A 19542-nucleotide genomic window follows, 5' to 3' on the forward strand; every position below is an offset into this window, starting at 1 on the left:
GCAAAACGGCTCGGGCCACCGCGCCGAGGAGAACAATCGACGGCATGGACCTGCTGGAGGCGTACCGCCGGAGCCTGGCCGAGTTCGTCGACCGGGTGGACCAGATCGGGCCCGGCCAGTGGGCCGAGGAGACACCGTGCCCGGACTGGGACGTCCGCACCCTGGTCAACCACGTGGTCGGCGAGGACCGGTGGAGCGTTCCGCTGCTCGCCGGCCGCACCGTCGACGAGGTCGGCGACCGCTTCGACGGTGACCAGCTCGGCGCGGACCCGGCCACGACGGCGCGGGAGGCGGCCGCGCAGGCCGAGATCGCCGTCATCCATCCCGGCACGATCGACCGCACCGTGCACCTGTCGGCCGGCCCGACCCCGGCCGCCGAGTACGTCCAGCAGCTCCTCGCCGAACACCTCGTGCACGGCTGGGATCTGGCGGTGGCGATCGGCGCCGACCCGCGGCTCGACCCGGAGGCGGTACGCGTGTGCGCCCGCTGGTTCGCCGGGCGGGTCGACGACTACCGGCGGGACAAGCTGGTACGCGACGACGCGCGGCTGCCCGCCGACGCCGACGAGCAGGATCATCTGCTGGCCGCCTTCGGCCGCGACCCCGACTGGGCCCCGGCCGACTGACCGGTCACCGTCGGGGCCGCGTGTTGGCCAGCCCCCGATCGCCGCCGTAGTGCGCCAGCACCCGGTGGTCCATCACCCGTCGCCACAGCGGCGGGACCAGCGCCACGACCACCATCGTCGCGTACCCGGCGGGCAGCTGCGGTGAGGTGTCGAAGCGGCGCAGCGTCTGGTAGCGGCGCAGCGGGTTCGCGTGATGGTCGCTGTGCCGCTGGAGCTGGAAGAGGAAGACGTTGGTGACCGTGCGGTCGCTGTTCCAGCTGTGCCGGGCGTCGACCTTCTCGTAGCGTCCGGCGGCGGTGCGCTGCCGGGCCAGCCCGTAGTGCTCCAGATAGTTGACCACCTCCAGCAGGGAGAAGCCGACCACCGCCTGCAGGACCAGGAACGGCAGCACCACCGGGCCGAAGACCAGGGTCAGCGCCGCGTACAGCGCCAGGGTCAGGGCCCACGCGTTGAGCACGTCGTTGCGGTGGGTCCACGGGGACCGGCCGCGAATGCGGAACCGGCTGGTCTCCACCCGCCAGGCCGAGCGCAGGCTGCCGAGGACGGTACGCGGCCAGAACGCCCAGAAGCCCTCCCCCAGTCGCGAGCTCGCCGGATCCTCCGGCGTGGCGACGCGTACGTGGTGGCCGCGGTTGTGCTCGACGTGGAAATGCCCGTAGGCGGCCGGCGCCAGGGCCACCTTGGACAGCCACCGCTCCACCCGCTCGCGTTTGTGGCCCAGCTCGTGAGCCGTGTTGATGGCGATGCCGTTGACCACCCCGACGGTGGCCACCAGGCCGGCGGCACCCGCGACGGAGAGGCTGTCGTGGGCCCACACCGCGCAGCACAGCACCAGTGCCGCGTACTGCGCCGGCAGGTAGAGGTAGGTGAGCCAGCGGTAGTAGCCGTCGGCCGCCAGCCGGGGCACGGCCTCCTCGGGAGGGTTCTGCCGGTCGTCGCCGAGCAGCAGGTCGACCACCGGGATCAGGCCGAAGACGATGGCGGGGGTGAGCCACCACGCCCAGGCGCCGCCGCCGGCCCGCCACAACGCGAAGCCGACGAAGGGCAGCGCCGGCACCAGCAGCGCCAGCGGCCAGAGCGGCTTGCGACGGTCCCGCCAGACGGCGGGCTCGACGGTCGGATCGGCATCGACGGCCATGGCCAACCTCCGGTCTCGCGTTCTGGCATCGACAGTGACAGCCGTCACGCTCTTTTACAAGGGCGTACGTTTTGTAAAGTCGATTAATCTCGATCCGCCCGCGCGTCGACGGTCGTGGACCTTGCCGCACCCCCGGCCGGCTGATATCCACAGATGCACATGCGTCACCGCGCTGCGTCGGTCGGCAGCCGCCGGCCATCCCGCTCCCACGAGGAGGTCCCGTGCCACAACCGGAGTGGTCACCCCCGATGAGCCGGCGTCGACGCCGGCTCATCGCCGTCCTGGCGACGACCGCGACCATCGCCGCGCTGCTACCCACCGGCGCGAGCACCGCGGCCCCCGCCGGGTCGCCGTCCACGCAACGCTCGTCCGGGCCGTTCGCCGAGGGCAACCACGAGCCCGCCGACCTCGACAACCGCTCCGGTACGGCCGCACCCGACGCCCGCCAGCGCGGTCTGGCCCGCGCCGCCGATCCCGACGTGCGGTGGAACCGGTTCGGCACCCCGCAGGCACTCGGCCCCGGTCGCACCCCGCTCGCCACCGGGCTGCCCACCGACCCGGAGGCCGCCGCCCGCGCCTACCTGAGGGCCAACCGTGACCTGTACGGCATGGACGCCGCGACGGTCGCCGACCTGGAACGGGTGCTGGTCCGCCCGATCGGCAGCGGTGCCGTGGTGACCCTGCGGCAGCGCTTCGGCGACCTGCCGGCCGGGCCTGACGGCCTGGTCACCCTCGCGGTCCAGGGCGGCTCGGTGCTCGCCGTCAACTCCTCGCTGGCCCGCGACACCCGCGCGCCCGCGCCGGCCACCCGCACCGCCGAGCAGGCGTACGCCGACGCGCTCGCCGACGCCGGGTTGACCGCGACGGCGGTGGCCAGCCACACCGTGCGCGCCGTGGCCGTGCCCACCCCGCTGGACGGGCCCCGGGCCGCCTACGAGGTGACCATGATCGGCGCGGACGCCGACCACCCGGCGGCGTTCACCAGCTACGTGGACGGCAGCACCGGAAAGGTGCTGGTCCGCGAGGACCTCGTCGACTTCGACTCGGACAACCCGAGCTGGGCGGTCTTCCCGGCCACCCCGCCCCGCGACCTCGCCGCCGGGCAGGACCCCCGGGTGCGCTGGTGCGGTGACCCGGCCCCCGGCTGCCAGACCGCCCAGCGGGACCCGGCAACCGGCCAGCCGTGGGACGTCGACGCGGCCACCGGCACACCGACCTTCACCTCACGTGGCAACTCGGCCAACACCGTGCTCTCCTGGGGCAACAACACCCCGATCGTCCCGGCCACCCCCAGCGCCCAGCGCCGCCACGAGTACCCGTTCACCGACCAGTGGCACCAGGCGAAGTGCAATCCGGAGGTGTTCACGTCCGCGCAGCGCAACGACGCGGACGCGGCGATCGCCAACCTCTTCGTCATGCACAACCGCATGCACGACTGGGCGTACCAGCTGGGCTTCACCGAGTCGGCGTGGAACCTGCAGGCGGTCAACCTCACCCCGTCCGGGCTGGGCGGGGACGCCGAGCAGGGTCGCGCGCAGCAGGGCGCGCTGACCGGCAACCGCAACAACGCCAACCAGAGCACCGGGCGCGACGGCCTGCCGCCGACCACCAACATGTACCTGTGGCAGCCGCAGGCCGGTGGCCCGTACCCGCCGTGCGTGGACGGCGACTACGACATGACGGTGATCGGACACGAATACACCCACGCCATCACCAACCGGATGATCGCCGGCCCGGACAGCGGGATCAGCGGCCACCAGGGCGGGGCGATGGGTGAGTCGTGGGGCGACCTGCTCGCGGCCGAGTACCTGTACCAGAACGGCCTGCGGGCACCCGGCGAGACGCCCTTCGTCACCGGCGGCTACGTCACCGGCAACCTGGTCAGCGGAATCCGCAACTACGACCTGAGCCGCAGCCCGCTGAACTACTCCGACATCGGCTACAACACCGGTGGCCCCGCCGTGCACGCCGACGGGGAGATCTGGGGCGCCACCAACTACCGGGTCCGCTCGGCGCTGGTCAAGCGGTACGGCCTCGGCACCGCCCAGCGGCAGCTGGAGTGCGCGCAGGGCAAGGTCACCGCCGACAAGTGCCCGGGCAACCGGCGCTGGTCGCAACTGGTCTTCGACTCGTTCCTGCTCCAGGCGGCCAGCCAGGTCAGCATGCTCGACATGCGGGACAACATGCTCACCGCCGACCTGCTGCGCTTCGGGGGCGCGAACCAGGACCTGATCTGGGCCGAGTTCGCCCGCTCCGGGATGGGCCGGGACGCCGCCACCAACGGGGCCGCGGACACCGACCCGATGCCGAGCTTCGCCTCGCCGCGCGGCGGCAACGCGACGCTCACCCTGCGTCCCCGCGGGGACAGCGCCGACGCGCCGATCCGGGTGTACGTCGGGGCGTACGAGGCGCGAGCCACGCCGATCGCGGACACCGACCCGGCGACGCCGATCCCGGACACGGTGGAGCTGGTGGCCGGCACGTACGACCTGCTGGCCGTCGCGCCCGGCTTCGGGCACCAGCGGCTCAGCGTGGTCGCCGACGCCGGCCGGACCGGCTACCTGGACCTGCGGTTGAGTCGTAACCTCGCGTCCACCGCCTCCGGCGCCACGATCAGCGGCGACGGGGTCAACCTGGACCGGGTCGCCGACGACACCGAGGCGACCAACTGGGCCTCCCTGGACGGGGTGGCCGGTCGGCAGCTCACCGTGGACCTGCCGGGCGACGGCCGGCAGACGGTCAAGCGGGTGAACGTCAGCGCGATGCTGCGACCCGCGATCGTCGGGGACGCCGACACCGGTGCTCAGAACGCGCTCAGCGCGCTGCGCTCGTTCGCGGTGTCCGCGTGCGACGCGACGACGACCGACTGCGCGGATCCGGCGCACTGGCGGCGGATCTACACCAGCGCGGGCGACGCGTTCCCCGGCGGGGCGTACCGGGCGTACAGCCGCGACATCAACCTGCGGACGTTCGCGGTGCCCGCCACCCTCGCCACCCACCTGCGCCTGGAGGTGCTGGCCAGCCAGTGCACCGGCGGCCCGCAGTACGCCGGTGAGCAGGACGACGACCCGGCCACGACGACGGACTGCGCGACCGCCAGCCCGGCCCGGGCCCAGGTCAGGATCGCCGAGTTCCAGGCGTTCACGAAGTGACACCGTCGGGGCCGGCGGTCCGCCGCCGGCCCCGACAACCCCCGATCAGCGGCGGGCCGGTCGCCAGCCACCCGCCGGCCGCTCCCAGAGCCGGTCCGCCGGCGGGTCCTCGGCCTCGGTGGTGGCCCGGGTCAGGTGACGCAGCCGCAGCAGCAACCCCACCCCGAGCGAGAGCAGCAGCCCACCGAGTCCGAACGCGGCCTGCACGATGCCGAACCCACCGGTCTGCGAGACCGGCCGCCCAGCGGCCGGCGGCGCGGCGTCGATGCTCTGGTCGGCGACCGGTTCCTCGGCCGGGGCGCTCTCCTGCGCCGGTTCGCTCGGCGGATCGCTGGGCTCGGCCGGCGTCGCGCTCGGCGTCGGCGTCGGCGTACGGGTCGGCCTGGCCCCCGCCCCCACCACCGACCGGGTGGCGCTCTGGCGGGCCAACAGGCGCAGGTTGACGTCGTACGCCTCGGCGGCGAGGGTGACCCGCCCCTGGGTGACGTCCTCGGCGAAGGCCACCCGGTAGCGGGCGGTGACCGTGCGGCCCGGACAGAGCGTGCCCGGGTCGAGTTGCCGATCGGTCAACCGGGCCACGTCACCGTCGGTCCGGATCTCCAGCGGGAAGTCGCCGTTCTCCTCCACCCGGTCCATCTTCACCTGGTCGAGCCGGATGCCCTGCACGCGCAGCACCATCGACCAGCGCACCTTCGCGCATCCGCCGCGCCGGTCCGTCTGCGAGACCACCGCGGAGATCGTGCGTACCTGGCCCCCCGCGGTGAACCGGGCCGGCAGGCCGCTCATCTCGGTGGCGAAGGCCGCCTGGGCCGGCGCGGCCAGGGTCAGCACCGCCCCGGCAACGCCGGCAACCAACGTTCCGAGCCGCAGCGCGTACCGCCACACGATCACCACCACCTCGCTCCTTCTTGTCCCTGGAGGGAAACGCTAGGAGGAATCGGGCGGGCCGGACAGAGGGGTGTCTTCGCAGCGGACGCCAAGCGCGAGGGGTGATTTCACCGAGAGTGGTGAACCCTTCACCCGTACCCGCACTCCCTCGACCACCTCCGTGCGTCGCCGGGGCTGCCCGGTGCGCGAGAATTGCCAGGTGTCCGAGCTCTCCAGCACATTCGTCCGGCTACACGCCCGGCTCGCCCCGGTCTCCTTCGTTCCCGAGGTGCGCCTGCACCAGGCGGACGAGCCGATCGGGCTCTGGGAACTCACCGAGGGCGAGTTCTCCACCGACCGACCGCCGCCGTTCTGGGCCTTCGCGTGGGCCGGCGGGCAGGCGCTCGCCCGCTACGTCACCGACCATCCGGAGCTGGTCGCCGGCCGCCGGGTGCTCGACCTCGCCTCCGGCTCCGGTCTGGTGGCCATCGCCGCCGCCCGGGCCGGCGCGGCGTCCGTGCGGGCCGTCGAGGTGGACGAGCTGGCGGTCGCGGCCGTCGCGCTCAACGCCGAGGCCAACGGGGTACGCGTCGACGCCGAGTTCGGCGACATCCTCGACGGCGACGCGGGCGACGCCGAGGTGGTGCTCGCCGGGGACGTGTTCTACAGCGAGGCGATGGCCCACCGGGTGCTGCGGTTCCTGCTGCGCGCCACCCGGGCCGGGGCGCCGGCGCTGGTCGGTGACCCCGGCCGGGCGTTCCTGCCCGGGGACCGCTTCGACGAGCTGGCGACCTACGACGTGCCGGTGCCGGAGGCCCTGGAGAGCGTCCGGGTGAAGCGCACCACCGTCTGGCAGTTGCGCGCCGGCCTGCCGAGGGCTGCCGGCTAGCGTGTCGGCGTGCTGTTCTCCGGCTGGGCGTCCGAGGTCGAGGCACCCTGGCCGGACGTCGCCGAGGTGACCGACCACGTCGGCGTACGTCACCTCGTCGTCACCCGGCACGCCCTGGTTCGGCAGGTCCTCGCCGACCCGGTCCGCTACCGGCCGGACAACGCCCTGGACGCGGTGACCCCGATGCCGGTGACCGCGCTGCGGGTGCTCGCCGGGCACCGGTTCCGGCTGCCGCCGACGCTGGCGAACAACTCCGCCGCCAGCCATCCCGCGATCCGGGCGATCGTCGCGGACGCGCTGCACCCCACCCGGGTCGCGGCGCAGCGCCCCTGGCTCACCGCTCTGGTCCGGGAGCGGGTGGCCCGGCTGCGTGCCGCGCTCGACGCCGGTGCGCCGGTCGACCTGTACGCCGACCTCGCCGCCGACCTGCCCCTGCTGGTGCTGGCCCGGCTGGTCGAGTTGCCGGACGCGCCGGTCGGCGCGGTCAAGGCGTTCGCCCGGGCGGCACTGGAGCTGTTCTGGGCGCCCCTGGACACCGACCGGCAGCTGGCGCTCGCCACCGAGGTGGGCCGTTTCCACCGCGTACTGCGGGAGTTCGCGGCCACCGGCGGCGGCCTGGCCGCCGAGCTGCGCGCGGGCGGCCACCCGCCGGACGTGGTGGTCGGCGCGCTCTTCTTCCTGCTGGTCGCCGGCCAGGAGACCACCTCGCAGTTCCTCACCCTGCTGCTGCACCGGCTGGCCGGCGAACCGGCGGTCCGCGCCGGCCTGCGCACCGGCGACGTCGCGGTGGCCGACGTCGTCGAGGAGGGCCTGCGCCTCGAACCGCCCATCGTCACGTGGCGACGCGTCGCGGCGGTGGACGGCACGCTGGATGGGACCGCCGTGCCGGCGGGCACCAGCATCGTGCTGTGGCTGGCCCGCGCCGGCCGGGACCCGGCGATCGTCGAGGCCCCCGACGAGTTCCGCCCGGGGCAGCGCGGGTCGCGCCGGCACCTGGCGTTCGGGGCGGGCGCGCACCGCTGCGTCGGCGACGTGCTGGCCCGGATGGAGGCGGCCGTGGTGGTGGCTGAGGCGACGCCCCTGCTCGACGGGGTGACCGTGGTCCGGCCGCCGTGGTGCCCGGACAACCTCACCTTCCGGATGCCGGACGCCTTCGTGGTGCGGTCAGTCGAGCGGCCCGCTGACCAGTAGCACGATGCCCCCGATGACCGCGGCGGCACCGAGGAGCAGGGCGGCGCCGCCGACGAGGAACCGCGCGACGTTGAAGCCGGCGGCCTGCCGCAACTCCGCCGGATCACGGTCGGGTATTCCCCACAGGCGATTCAACGGGTTCCTCGACAACCGGCGGGCCTCCGCGTCGACAAACCCGAACAGGTTGCGGGTCATCGCCAGCCCGATGAACCCCAGCAGCACGCCGAAGCCGACGACAGCGAGTATCTGCATGATCCACCGCACCATCGGTCGCCTCCGCTGCTCGAATCGACGTCGATCCGAGACTAGGCCGCCCGGGCAAGACCGCTCGGGAGAGCGTCACGGGGGCGCGGCACCTGAGCGTCACCCGCTATGTTTTCGGGCGTGTCATCAGCCCCTCCGCGCCGCATCCACGCAGTGGTAACGCTTCTGGCCTTGCTGACGCTGACTTCGTGCACAGTCGGCCAGGGCCGTACGATCCACGCCCGGCAGATCACCGCGTCCCAGCCCACACCGTCCGCCCAGCCGACACCCTTGACCTCGCCGTCGGTGACGACGAAGCCCGTTCCGGGAAGCCTGGACTGGTACGTGTCCCAGGTGCCGACCTTTCCCGAGGCGCCGCCGCCGCAGCCGGTGCCGCTGACCGCGACCGGCGCGATCCCGTTCTGGCACCGCCTGCCGACCGACCAGAAGGTCGCCTTCATCACCATCGACGACGGTGGGCTGGCTCGCCCGCCCGCGGTGGCCGACTTCATCTGGCGGGCGCACATCCCGGTCACGATGTTCCTGAACTCACCGGCGGCCGAGGAGCACGACGTCTACTTCCGGCAGATCCAGGTGGCCGGCGGGGTCGTCGAGAACCACACGATCCGGCACAACTCGCTGGCCGGCCGGTCGTACGGCTACCAGAAGCGGGAGATCTGCGGGGCGGCGGACAAGCTGGAGACGCTGTTCGGCAAGCGGGCGACCCTGTTCCGCCCACCGTTCGGCGAGTACGACAGCACCACGCTGACCGCCGCTCGGGACTGCGGCGCGAAGGCCGTCCTGCACTGGTCCGAGACCGTCCACGAGGGCAAGGTGCGCTACCAGACCCCGGAGAAGGTCGTCCAACCGGGCGACGTGCTGCTGATGCACTTCCGGCCGGCACTGATGGACGACCTCCTCGCGGCGTTGAAGGCGATCCACCGGGCCGGGCTCACCCCGGCGCTGCTGGAGGACTACATCCGTTGACCCGGGCGACCTGACGAAAGTCAGGGTCGGGTGGTGCCGTTCGGGCGCGGCGGGCCGAGGTGGCGGACGCCTAGCGTCAGCGCATGATCACATTACGTGGGTTGACGAAACGGTTCGGGGCGACCCTCGCGGTCGACGCGCTGACCGTCGACATCGCACCCGGGCGGGTCACCGGTTTCCTCGGCCCCAACGGCGCCGGCAAGTCCACCACCATGCGGATGATCCTCGGCCTGGACCGGCCCACCGCCGGAACGGCGCTCGTGCACGGCCGGTCGTACCGGGAGCTGCGGCGACCGCTGCACGAGGTGGGCGCCCTGCTCGACGCCCGGGCCATCCACCCCACCCGGTCCGGGCGCGCGCACCTGCTGGCCATGGCCCGCAGCAACGGCATCCCCGCCCGGCGGGTCGACGAGGTGCTCGACACCGTCGGGCTGGACGGGCCTGCCGCCGGGAAACCGGGCCGGACCCTCTCCCTGGGCATGGGCCAGCGGCTCGGCATCGCCGGCGCGCTGCTCGGCGATCCGCCGGTGCTGATGTTCGACGAGCCGGTGAACGGCCTCGACCCGGACGGGGTGCGCTGGGTCCGGCAGCTGTTGCGCTCCCTGGCCGGGCAGGGCCGCACGGTCTTCGTCTCCAGCCACCTGATGAGCGAGATGCAGCTCACCGCCGACCAACTCGTGGTGATCGGCCGGGGACGACTGCTCGCCGACGCCCCGGTCGGCGACGTCATCGCGGGCAGTGGACTCGCCGTACGGGTCCGCAGCCCGCACCCCGACGGGCTCGCCACCCTCGCCGCACGTCTCGCCGCACAGGGCGCCACCGTCGAGCCGGCCGGCGCGGACGAGCTGACCGTCACCGGGACCACCGTCGACCGGATCGGCGATCTGGCGTACGAGCTGGGGGTGCGGTTGCACGAGCTGAGCCCGCACGGCGCGTCGCTGGAGCAGGCGTTCATGGAGCTGACCGCCGACAGCGTCGAGTACGCCGGCGGCCCGACCGGAGGTGACGCACGATGAGCACGCAGACCATGGTGGGCAGCCGTCCCACCGCCGCCCCGGCCGTCAGCGCGCCGGCCGCCTTCCGGGCCGCCGTGGCCGCCGAGTGGACCAAGCTGGTCTCGGTGCGCAGCACCTGGTGGACGATGCTGGCCGGGCTGCTCCTGATGGCCGCGAGCGCCGGCCAGCTCGCCATCTACGCGGCCAACGCCAACACCAACGACGACCCGGCCGACGACCCCGGCATCGTCGCCGTCGGCAGCGTGCTGATCGACGCGGTCGAGCTGACCCAGTACGCCGTGCTGGCGCTGGGACTGCTCGCCATCACCACGGAGTTCACCAGCGGCACCATCCGGACCACCCTGCAGTGCACCCCGGCACGCGGCCGGGTGCTCCTGGCCAAGGCCGTGGTGGCCGGTGCCGTCACCTTCGTCCTCGGACTGCTGCTCGGCGGTGTCGGCGCCCTGGTCGCCCGGCCGGTGCTCGGCGAGTGGGGCAGCGCGCCGGCCGCCGGCACGATCGGCGACATCGCGGCGGTGGCGACCTACCTGGCCCTGGTCAGCGTCCTCGCGCTCGGCCTCGGCGCGGCACTGCGCAGCGCGGTGCTCACGATCATCGTGCTCTTCGCCACCCTGATGATCGTCCCGCTGTCCCTGCAGGAGCCGGACATCACCGTCCTGAACCGGATCGCCGACGCGTTCCCCGGCGTGGCCGGTGGGCACTTCCTGGCCGGCGACACCGAGCCGTACCCGGGCGCGGTCGGGCTGCTGGTGCTCGCCGGTTGGGCGGGCGCCGCCCTGCTGCTCGGTCGGACCGCGCTGCGCCGCCGCGACGCCTGAGGCACGCGAGCGGGGGCCCTCGCGGCCCCCGCTCACCGCTCGACCAGCCCCGCCTCGTACGCGAGGATCGCCGCCTGCACCCGGTTACGCACGTCCAGCCGGGTGAAGATGCTGGTCAGATAGCTCTTCACGGTGCCCTCCACCAGGTGCAGCCGACGGGCGATCTCCGCGTTGGACAGCCCCGCCCCGACCAGTGCCAGCACCTCACGTTCCCGCTCGGTCAGCCCGGCCGTCCGGTTCCGCGCGGCGGGCTGGCGTGCCAGCCGCCCGGCCCCCAGCTCGATCACCCGGCGGGCCACCCGCGGCGACAGGTACGCCCCGCCGTCGGCGACCGCGTGCACCCCGGCGATCAGCTCGCGCGGGTCGCCGGCCTTGAGCAGGAACCCGCTCGCGCCGTGCCCGAGCGCTCGGGCCACGTGGTCGTCCTCGCCGAAGGTGGTCAACATGAGCGTCGCGGTGGCCGGCGCGACCCGGCGGATCTCGGCCGCCGCGGCCAGCCCGTCCAACCGGGGCATCCGGATGTCCAGCACCGCCACCCGGGGTCGGTGCGCGCGAACCAGCTCCACCGCGGCCCGCCCGTCACCGGCCTCGGCGACCACCTCGATCCCCGGGTCGGCGGCGAGGATGGCCCGGACGCCGGCCCGGATCATCGCCTCGTCGTCGGCGAGGACCACCCGGACCGGAGTCGGCGCGGCCGTGTCGGTGTTCACTGCGTGATCCGCTCCTTGCTGGTCAGTCGACCGTCGGTGAAGCAGAGCCGCCACGTCGGCTCGGCGAGGGGGAAGTTGCCGTCGGTGTAGTACTCACACCCCCGCGCCGACCCGCCGACCGGCGGGGCGAGCTGCCGGCGGGGCAACCCGGGCAGGTCGGCGCGCGCGGTACCGGGCCGCATCCGGTCGTACGTCGACTCGTCCAGCACCGTGCCGGTGGTGGCGACCGAGTAGTAGACCAATGACAGGACGAGCGCGAGACCGGCCGGGGCGGCGAGCGCCGTCAGCAGGCTGCGCCGCGCCCGGCGACGAGCCTCGCGCAGCCGGCGCTCGGCGTCGGCCGGCCGTTCCGGGCCACCGAGGACCGGGACGGCACCGTCGAACGTGCCATCGGTCACGGCGCCCACCGCGACGGGCACGCCCGACCATCCCGCGCCGGAGTCCGCTTCGGCGGGCAGCGGCAGCCGGGCGCGCACCGCGAAGCCACCGTCGGGGCACGGGCCGGCATCCAGCACGCCGCCGGCCAGCCGTACCCGCTCGGCGAGGGCGAGCAGACCGCTCCCCGAGGAAGCCGGTCGGGGCAGAGGGCCCGCCGGCGGCGACGCGTTACGCACCCGCACCTCGACCCCGTTCGGGTCCCGAGCGAGGGTGACGGTCACCGACGCGCCCGGGGCGTACCGGGCCGCGTTGGTGAGCGCCTCCCGCACCACCTGTTGGGCGGCCGACCCGGTCAACCCGGGCAGCTCGGCGGTGTCGGTCGGGCCGTCCAGCCGTACCGCCATCCCGGCCTCGCGGGCCCCGACCACCAGGTCGACGACGGTCTCCCCCACCGGGCGGACGCCGGCCGGACCGCCCTCCTCCCGCAGCACCCCGATGATGCCGTGCAGCCGTTCGGTCGCCGCCGCGACACTGGCCCGCAGCTCCCCCACCGCCGTCCGGTGCTCCGCGGCGAGGTCGTCGGCAAGCTCCAACGCGGCGGCCCGCAACGCGATCAGGCTGAGGTCGTGGCCGAGTGAGTCGTGCATCTCCTCGGCGATGCGGGCCCGCTCCCGCAGCCGGATCCGCTCCGCGGCGCCCCGCCGCTCGCGCGTCAGCGCCTCGACGTGCCGACGGCCGGCGTCGGTCAGAGCCTGCTGCTGCCGCCGGTAGCGGCCCACCAGCCACGGGAACACCCCGGCGAACAGCAGCACCGAAGCGAGCAGGAACCAGGTCGCCGCCCCGGTGCCGAGCAACCCCAGGTTCAGCACCGTGCCGCCGACGGCGATCACGCCGAACAGCACGGCCGCCGGCGCCGCGCCCGCACTGCGACGCCCGCTCAGATAACTGAAGACCGGAATGGCGAAGACGAAGTTGCCGTCCGCCAGCGAACCAAGCACCACCAGCAGCAACCCGACCAGCGGCCAGCGCCGCGCCGACGCCACCGCGACCGCCAGCAGCGCCAGCGAACCGAGCAGCAGCGCCACATCGAAACGTGGGTACGGCGGGCTCAACCGGGCCGCCGCGATCGGGGCGGCCACCACGGCCCAGAGCAGCACGTCCCGCAACGGACGCCGCCACCGCCCGGGCACCGACCGGTCCAGGATCCTCACGGCGGCCAGGCTACCCACGCCCGACCTGCGCGGACACCGACGAAAGTCAGGTGTTCAGCTGCTCTCCTCGGCCCAGACCCGCCAGTCGTCGAGCACACCGTGCAGCGCCGGAGTGAGCCAACCCGGCGCCGACCGCCGGAACACCCCCGGGTCCATCGCACCGGCGCCGGCCGGCACCGCGCCCAGCAGGTTCGGCACCAGGTCGGTGAGGTTCGTCCAGTGCACCAGCTCGGGCGACGCCGGCCAGGCGCCGATCACCACGCCGGCCGGCACCGCCCGGCGGTCCAGCGCCTCCAGGGTCAGCGCGGTGTGGTTGAGCGTGCCCAGCCCGGCGCGGGTGACCACCACCGCCGGCGCCCCGAGGGACACCGCCAGGTCGGCCATCGTCCACGGCTCGCCGGACGGCCGCAGCCCCATCGGCACCAGCAGACCACCGGCCCCCTCGACCAGGACAAGGTCGTGCTTGTCCGCCTCCTCCCGGACGGCGTCCACCGCCGCGTACAGCTCCAGCGGCGGCAGGTCCGCGACCCGGGCGGCGGCCAGCGGGGCGAGCGGGTCCGGGAAGCTGGCCAGCGTACGACCGGTCAGCGGGGCCGCCAGCCGATTGACCGCGTCCACGTCGCCCGGCTCCCCACCGGCCGTGCCGGTCTGACCCGGCTTGACCACCGCCACCCGCAGGCCGGCGGCCTGCGCAGCCGCCGCGATCGCCGCGGTGACCACCGTCTTGCCCACCTCGGTGTCGGTGCCGGTGACCAGCACCGGCCCCTCCCACGCCGTCACGGCGCTCCCTCAGCTCGCGACCGCGGGGCTCGCAAACCCGGCTCACTCCTCGCGCTCACGGGACCGCACGTGGTTCGCGACTGCGGGGCTCGCAAACCCGGCTCACTCCTCGCGCTCACGGGACCGCACGTGGTTCGCGACTGCGGGGCTCGCAAACCCGGCTCACTCCTCGCGCTCACGGCGCACACTCCACGATGACGTCCAGGGCCCGCTCGAAATCCGCCCGGGGCACCCCGGCGCTGACGGTCAGGCGCAGCCGGGAGCGGCTGTCCGGGGTGGAGGGCGGCCGGAAGCAGCCCACCGCGACTCCCCGGTCCCGGCAGTCGGCGGCCCAGGCGGTCGCCGCCTCCGGGCCGGGCGCCGCCACCGAGATCACCGCGGCGTCCGGCGCGGAGACGGCCAGCCCGGCCGCGCCCAGTCGACCGACCGCCAGCGCCACCCGGTCGGCAACCTCGGCGCGCAGGTCGTCGCCGGCCCGGGCCAGCCGCAGCGCGGCGTGCACACCGGCCGCGACGGCCGGCGGCAGCGCGGTGTCGAAGATGAACGTACGGCCGGTCTCGACCAGGTGCCGGACGAACTCCGCCGGGCCGGCGACCACCCCACCCGCACCGCCGAGCGCCTTGGAGAGGGTGGCGGTGACCACCACGTCCGGTTCGCCGGCCAGCCCGGCGGCCGCGACCGCGCCGGCACCGGACGGACCGGTCACGCCGAGCGCGTGCGCGTCGTCGACCAGCAGCAGCGCACCGTGGCGACGGGCCACCGCGTGCAGCTCGGCCAGCGGCGCGAGGTCGCCGTCGACCGAGAAGACCGACTCGGTGACCACCACCGCCGGGCGTCCCGGCGCGACCGCCAGCGCGGCGGCCACCGCCGTCACGTCGGCATGCGCGCTGACCACCGTCTCCGCGCCGGAGATCCGGCAGCCGTCGATCAGCGACGCGTGGTTGTGCGCGTCCGAGACGAGCAGGGTCCGGGGCTGGACGAGGGCCCGCAGCGCGCCGAGGTTGGCCAGGTATCCGGAGGAGAAGACGAGCGCCCGGTCGGTGCCCAGCCACTGCGCCAGCTCGACCTCCAGGGCCTCGTGCGCGTCGGTCGAGCCGCGCACCAGCCGCGACCCGGTCGCTCCCAGCCCGTACGCCGACAGTGCCGCCGTGGCCGCGGCGGTGACCTCCGGGTGAGTGGCCAGGCCGAGGTAGTCGTTGCCGGCCAGGTCGGCCATCCGGTCGTCGGCGGGACGCGGGTGCAGCCGACGGGTCAGGCCGGCCTTCGCCCGCAACTGCGCGCGACGATCGAGCGCCGCCAGCCAGTCCGCCACCGTCACCCCTTCACCGCCGTCCGCGCCGGTCACGCCGACACCCGCCGGGCGAAATTACCACCCGCCGCCACCGACCCGGCGAATCCACTCGGCACCCGGCGGCCGACCGGGGGCGGATGGCGACGTCGATGGGGATCCGAGACGGCCGTCACCACGTACCGTCAATGGTCAGTCACCCACGGTCGCCACCGGTGTGCCGCGGGCTCCGCTGACGACGATCGACCGGACGGCAGGTCGTACCCGCCCGACCGGGGGCCTTGTAGGGTACGAGCCATGCCAGAGATCCTCGACCAGGCCCGCACCCAGGTCCTGGGTGACGGTGTCGGTCTTGACGAGGCCGGCGTCCTCGCCGTGCTGACCCTGCCCGACGAGCACCTACCCGCCGCCCTCCAGCTCGCCCACGAGGTGCGGATGCGCTGGTGCGGCCCGGAGGTCGAGGTCGAGGGCATCGTCTCGCTGAAGACCGGCGGCTGCCCGGAGGACTGCCACTTCTGCTCCCAGTCCGGCCTGTTCACCTCCCCGGTGCGCTCGGTCCTGCTGGACATCCCATCGCTGGTCGAGGCCGCGAAGCAGACCGCGAAGACGGGTGCGACGGAGTTCTGCATCGTGGCCGCCGTGCGCGGTCCGGACGCCCGGCTGATGAAGCAGATGCGTGAGGGCGTCGCCGCCATCAAGGCCGAGGTCGACATCCAGGTCGCCGCGTCGTTGGGCATGCTCTCCCAGGAGCAGGTCGACGACCTGGTCGACATGGGCGTGCACCGCTACAACCACAACCTGGAGACCTGCCGGTCGTACTTCCCGAACGTGGTCACCACCCACTCGTGGGAGGAGCGCTGGGAGACGCTGCGGATGGTTCGCGAGTCCGGCATGGAGGTGTGCTGCGGCGGCATCCTCGGCCTCGGCGAGACGGTCGAGCAGCGGGCGGAGTTCGCCGCGCAGCTCGCCGAACTCGACCCGCACGAGGTGCCGCTGAACTTCCTCAACCCGCGCCCCGGCACCCCGCTCGGTGACCGCCCGGTGGTCGAGGGCAAGGACGCGCTGCGGGCCATCGCCGCGTTCCGGCTGGCCATGCCGCGCACCATCCTGCGGTACGCGGGCGGCCGAGAGCTCACCCTCGGTGACCTGGGCACCCGCGACGGTCTGCTCGGCGGCATCAACGCGGTGATCGTCGGCAACTACCTGACCACCCTGGGCCGGTCGGCGACCGCCGACCTCGACCTGCTCGACGAGCTGAAGATGCCGGTCAAGGCCCTGTCCGCGACCCTCTGAGCTGACCGGTGAGGACGACGTGACCGAGCTTGTGGCAGCGCAGCGCTGGTGTGACCGCTGCGGCGAGGACGCGTCGGCCGCCGGGCACGAGTCGTGCGCGGCGGCCCGCGCGCTGGAGCCGCCGCGCTACTGCCCGCAGTGCCGACGCCGGATGAAGGTGCAGGTGCTGCCGGTCGGCTGGTCGGCGGTCTGCGTCGAGCACGGCGAGAGCCGAGGCTGAGCCGATGCTGCGTGGGCGTGCGGTGACCCTCCGACCGGCGACGGTCGCGGACGTGCCGGCCCTCGCGGCCATCCGGGCCGAACCGGAGGTACGCCGGTGGTGGCGCGGCGGCGACGACCTGGCCGCGTCCGTCCAGGCCGACCTGAACGACGACGACCTCGCCCTGTACGCCATCGAGCACGACGGTCGGGTGATCGGCGCGATCCAGTGGCACGCCGAACCGGACCCGGACTACCGGCACGCCAGCCTGGACGTCTTCCTCGATCCGGCGGTGCGCGGCGAGGGCCTGGGCGGGGACGCCATCCGCACCCTGGCCCGGCACCTGATCGACGAGTACGGCCACCACCGGTTCACCATCGACCCGGCCGCGGCGAACAGCGCGGCCATCCGGGCGTACGCGAAGGTGGGTTTCCGGCCGGTGGGCATCATGCGCCGCTACGAGCGCGGGGCGGACGGGCGCTGGCACGACGCGCTGCTGATGGACCTGCTCGCGGAGGAGCTGGCCGGCTGATTCAGCCCGCCCAGAGCAGATGCCCGTCGGGCAGGCGGCGGGCGCCCTCGGCCGGCCGGTGCGGGCTGAGCCGGCCGTCCGGCATGAGGTGCGACACCGGCACCCCGCGGCCGAGCACTGCGACGTCGGCGATCAGCCGCCGGTGGCAGCGCCACCAGACGCTCTCACTGCACATCACCGCTGTGGTTCGCGGTGCGGCGTCGGCCAGCACCTCGTCCAGGGCCGTGTCGAAGTCGGGCGTGCGCGTGTACGCGGCGTACGCCCGGAAGGCCGCGACAGTCCACCAGGTGTCCGGTTCCGACTCGCCGGCGCGGACGTGCCGGCGGCCGCCGAGGCGCGGCTCCCAGCGGTAGCCGATGCCCGTTCGGGCAGCCAGCGCTCGAGCACCTCGCGCCGCACGTCCGGGTTGGTCCGGCTGGCCGGATACCGCCGCACGTCCACCACCAGCGCGACCCCCGCGCCGCCCAGCAGCTCCCCCAGCCGCTCCCGGTCGGCCGCCCCGTGCCCCACCGTCAGCACCACCCGCTCCACCAGGTCAGCTTGCCCCGGATCGCTCAGGGCGTACCCATGGATGCTCGTTCGGTGACGGCGGGTCGGCCGGCGAGGGTCCGCGCGGGCCACCGCACGGCGCGGCGGGCGGCTACGCCGACCAGCGCGGCCAGCGCCGCGACGCACAGCCAGGCGAACACGTCACCGACCGCGGCGTAGATCGTGCGTACTCCCTTGGACGGCACGTACGCGACCATGGTCTGCTGGTCGCTGGTGAAGTAGTTGGACGAAGCGAGGACCCGGCCCTGGTAGTCGACCGTCTGCGCCAGCCCGTTGGTGTCCTGCCGGACCAGCGAGTAGCCGTTCTCGATCGCCCGGAGGGTGGCCTTCTCCGTGTGCGCCTCGCCGAATTCCCGCCAGTCGTTGGACGGCACCAGCATCAGGTCCACCCCCTGACTGCCGCCCTGCCGCGCCAGGCTGGGGAAGTCGGCGTCGAAACAGATCAGGTTCCCGAGCCGACCGTACGGTGTGTCGACCGTCGGGACCACACCGTCGCCTGGCGTGAGTTCCTCCAGGCCCGGGACGGGGTGCGCCTTCTCGTAGGTCCAGACCACCTGGCCGCGTGGGTCGATGAGGACGGCCTGGTTCCGCACGTACGGCGGCTGGCGGGACAGCACCCCGAGACCCAGCTCCAGATACACGCCGTGGGTGCGGGCGAGTACCCCGACCCGGGTGATCAGTTCGGCCCGGTCGCCGGTCAGGACGCCCGCGCCGGTCTCCGGCCAGACGATGATCCGTGCTCCGGCGCGGGCCTCGCGTTCGCTGGCCGCGAGCAGGTCGTCGGTGACGGCGGCGAAGACCGGGCGGAGCAGCGCGGGGTCAGCCTGGGCCAACTGCGACAGGGAGGCGAAACTGTCCAGCATCGCGGTCCGGTGGGCCAGGGCCGAACGCGTCGGGCTGACCCCCGCAACGCGGACGGTGCCGGCAGAGGGCGGAAAGAGCGCGAGCCGGACACCCCCGCCGATGACGACCATGCCCAGCACCACGCCGTACGCCAGAACCGGGATGCGGATTGCCAGCCAGGAGAACCGACGCTCCCAGACGCCGGCGCAGACGGCCGCGAACCACGCGATCAGGAAGCTGACGCCGTAGCTGCCGGTGACCGCGGCGACCTGCAGCAGTGGCCGGTTGTCGTGCTGGGTGGCGGCGAGCGACCCGAAGATGCTACCGGCCGGGCTGAACATGGCGTTGACGTACTCGGCGCAGACCCGGGCCAGTGGAAACACCAGCGTGGCGACCAACGCGCCCGGTACGCCCAGCCGCGGGGCGAGCAGCCGGTCGACCAGGTACGGCACCGTCAGCACGGTGCTCAACGCGAGGCACAACAACAGGATCGGGCTGAGCACGTCCACACCCGACTCGTACAGCCAGAACGCGGCGCTGACCGCCGATGCCGCCCAGACGCCGACGAACCCGACGAACGGCCGGCGGGTACGGGTGTAACGCAGCAGAAAGACGCCGTACAGCCACGCCGCCACGGGCACGTCCCAGCGCCCGTGCACCGCGAACAACGACAGGACGGTGCCGATCCCCAGCCACAGGTAGCCGAGCCGATCGGCCGGTTGCGGCAAGCGCGATCCTCGCATCGTTTTGTCCTCACCTTCCTCGGATAGGGCAGGCGGCAGGAGCCGCTGACGGAAAGGTAGGAAAACGACGTCGTCGGGACCATCCGGCC

General features: G+C 73.8%; 19 protein-coding genes and 1 pseudogene. 10 read left to right on the top strand and 10 right to left on the bottom strand.

Annotation, left to right across the window (positions count from 1 at the left end; translation table 11 throughout):
• Positions 1-44 precede the first annotated feature (44 nt).
• Positions 45-626, top strand: coding sequence for a TIGR03086 family metal-binding protein (locus OG505_RS18435; protein ID WP_405426038.1), 582 nt, complete (start codon positions 45-47; stop codon positions 624-626).
• Between the two features lie 4 nt (positions 627-630).
• Here the strand turns inward: OG505_RS18435 and OG505_RS18440 are convergent, their stop codons facing one another.
• Positions 631-1764 (bottom strand): alkane 1-monooxygenase, encoded by a 1134-nt coding sequence (locus OG505_RS18440; RefSeq protein ID WP_405426039.1) that lies wholly within the window; start codon positions 1762-1764, stop codon positions 631-633.
• A 221-nt stretch (positions 1765-1985) separates the two neighbouring features.
• Between OG505_RS18440 and OG505_RS18445 the strand changes: the two genes are divergently transcribed.
• A complete protein-coding gene (locus OG505_RS18445) occupies positions 1986-4916 on the top strand; it encodes a M36 family metallopeptidase (protein ID WP_405426040.1) in 2931 nt (976 codons plus the stop codon).
• A 45-nt stretch (positions 4917-4961) separates the two neighbouring features.
• Here OG505_RS18445 and OG505_RS18450 read toward each other — a convergent pair whose 3' ends face one another.
• A complete protein-coding gene (locus tag OG505_RS18450; RefSeq protein WP_405426042.1) occupies positions 4962-5810 on the bottom strand; it encodes a hypothetical protein in 849 nt (282 codons plus the stop codon).
• A gap of 193 nt (positions 5811-6003) precedes the next feature.
• Here OG505_RS18450 and OG505_RS18455 point away from each other — a divergent pair, with 193 nt between their 5' ends.
• Both OG505_RS18455 and OG505_RS18460 read left to right on the top strand, forming a co-directional pair.
• Positions 6004-6672: a class I SAM-dependent methyltransferase gene (locus OG505_RS18455; RefSeq protein ID WP_405426043.1), complete on the top strand. Its 669-nt coding sequence runs from the start codon at positions 6004-6006 to the stop codon at positions 6670-6672.
• Between the two features lie 9 nt (positions 6673-6681).
• Positions 6682-7863, top strand: coding sequence for a cytochrome P450 (locus tag OG505_RS18460; protein WP_405426045.1), 1182 nt, complete (start codon positions 6682-6684; stop codon positions 7861-7863).
• Here the strand turns inward: OG505_RS18460 and OG505_RS18465 are convergent.
• Complete coding sequence (locus OG505_RS18465) at positions 7837-8115, bottom strand: hypothetical protein (protein WP_405426046.1); 279 nt, start codon at positions 8113-8115, stop codon at positions 7837-7839. The genes OG505_RS18460 and OG505_RS18465 overlap by 27 nt on opposite strands.
• A gap of 297 nt (positions 8116-8412) precedes the next feature.
• On the opposite strand from OG505_RS18465, the gene OG505_RS18470 reads away from it, so the two are divergent.
• The 3 genes from OG505_RS18470 (at position 8413) to OG505_RS18480 (ending at position 10927) form a co-directional block, all read left to right on the top strand.
• Complete coding sequence (locus OG505_RS18470) at positions 8413-9093, top strand: polysaccharide deacetylase family protein (protein ID WP_405426048.1); 681 nt, start codon at positions 8413-8415, stop codon at positions 9091-9093.
• An 83-nt stretch (positions 9094-9176) separates the two neighbouring features.
• Complete coding sequence (locus OG505_RS18475; RefSeq protein WP_405426049.1) at positions 9177-10109, top strand: ABC transporter ATP-binding protein; 933 nt, start codon at positions 9177-9179, stop codon at positions 10107-10109.
• Entirely contained in the window at positions 10106-10927 is an 822-nt protein-coding gene (locus tag OG505_RS18480) for an ABC transporter permease (protein ID WP_405426051.1), read from the top strand. Before OG505_RS18475 ends, OG505_RS18480 begins: the two co-directional genes overlap by 4 nt.
• A gap of 32 nt (positions 10928-10959) precedes the next feature.
• On the opposite strand, the gene OG505_RS18485 is transcribed toward OG505_RS18480, so the two are convergent.
• The 4 genes from OG505_RS18485 to OG505_RS18500 form a co-directional block, all read right to left on the bottom strand.
• A complete protein-coding gene (locus tag OG505_RS18485; protein ID WP_405434571.1) occupies positions 10960-11577 on the bottom strand; it encodes a response regulator in 618 nt (205 codons plus the stop codon).
• Positions 11578-11633: 56 nt separating this feature from the next.
• A complete protein-coding gene (locus tag OG505_RS18490; protein WP_405426053.1) occupies positions 11634-13226 on the bottom strand; it encodes a sensor histidine kinase in 1593 nt (530 codons plus the stop codon).
• A 54-nt stretch (positions 13227-13280) separates the two neighbouring features.
• Entirely contained in the window at positions 13281-13985 is a 705-nt protein-coding gene (gene bioD / locus OG505_RS18495) for a dethiobiotin synthase (RefSeq protein WP_405434573.1), read from the bottom strand.
• A 196-nt stretch (positions 13986-14181) separates the two neighbouring features.
• Positions 14182-15318, bottom strand: coding sequence for an 8-amino-7-oxononanoate synthase (locus tag OG505_RS18500; RefSeq protein WP_405434575.1), 1137 nt, complete (start codon positions 15316-15318; stop codon positions 14182-14184).
• A 273-nt stretch (positions 15319-15591) separates the two neighbouring features.
• Here OG505_RS18500 and bioB point away from each other — a divergent pair, with 273 nt between their 5' ends.
• Genes bioB through OG505_RS18515 form a run of 3 tightly spaced genes read left to right on the top strand, consistent with a single transcriptional unit; the run spans position 15592 to position 17318 of the window.
• Positions 15592-16587, top strand: coding sequence for a biotin synthase BioB (gene bioB / locus OG505_RS18505; protein ID WP_405426054.1), 996 nt, complete (start codon positions 15592-15594; stop codon positions 16585-16587).
• A 1-nt stretch (position 16588) separates the two neighbouring features.
• The gene (locus OG505_RS18510; protein WP_393048875.1) at positions 16589-16807 is read left to right on the top strand and encodes a hypothetical protein; all 219 of its coding nucleotides are present in this window, start codon (positions 16589-16591) and stop codon (positions 16805-16807) included.
• A gap of 4 nt (positions 16808-16811) precedes the next feature.
• Entirely contained in the window at positions 16812-17318 is a 507-nt protein-coding gene (locus OG505_RS18515) for a GNAT family N-acetyltransferase (protein ID WP_405426056.1), read from the top strand.
• A gap of 1 nt (position 17319) precedes the next feature.
• On the opposite strand, the gene OG505_RS18520 is transcribed toward OG505_RS18515, so the two are convergent.
• The 3 genes and pseudogenes from OG505_RS18520 to OG505_RS18530 form a co-directional block, all read right to left on the bottom strand.
• Complete coding sequence (locus OG505_RS18520) at positions 17320-17493, bottom strand: hypothetical protein (RefSeq protein ID WP_405434884.1); 174 nt, start codon at positions 17491-17493, stop codon at positions 17320-17322.
• A 6-nt stretch (positions 17494-17499) separates the two neighbouring features.
• Positions 17500-17939: pseudogene (locus tag OG505_RS18525) on the bottom strand (DUF488 family protein); the annotation flags it as partial.
• A complete protein-coding gene (locus OG505_RS18530) occupies positions 17873-19438 on the bottom strand; it encodes an apolipoprotein N-acyltransferase (protein WP_405426058.1) in 1566 nt (521 codons plus the stop codon). The gene OG505_RS18530 and the pseudogene OG505_RS18525, both read right to left, overlap by 67 nt.
• Between the last annotated feature and the right edge of the window lie 104 nt (positions 19439-19542).

It is taken from the genome of Micromonospora sp. NBC_00617 (assembly GCF_045161355.1).
In the GTDB taxonomy this organism is placed as follows: domain Bacteria; phylum Actinomycetota; class Actinomycetes; order Mycobacteriales; family Micromonosporaceae; genus Micromonospora.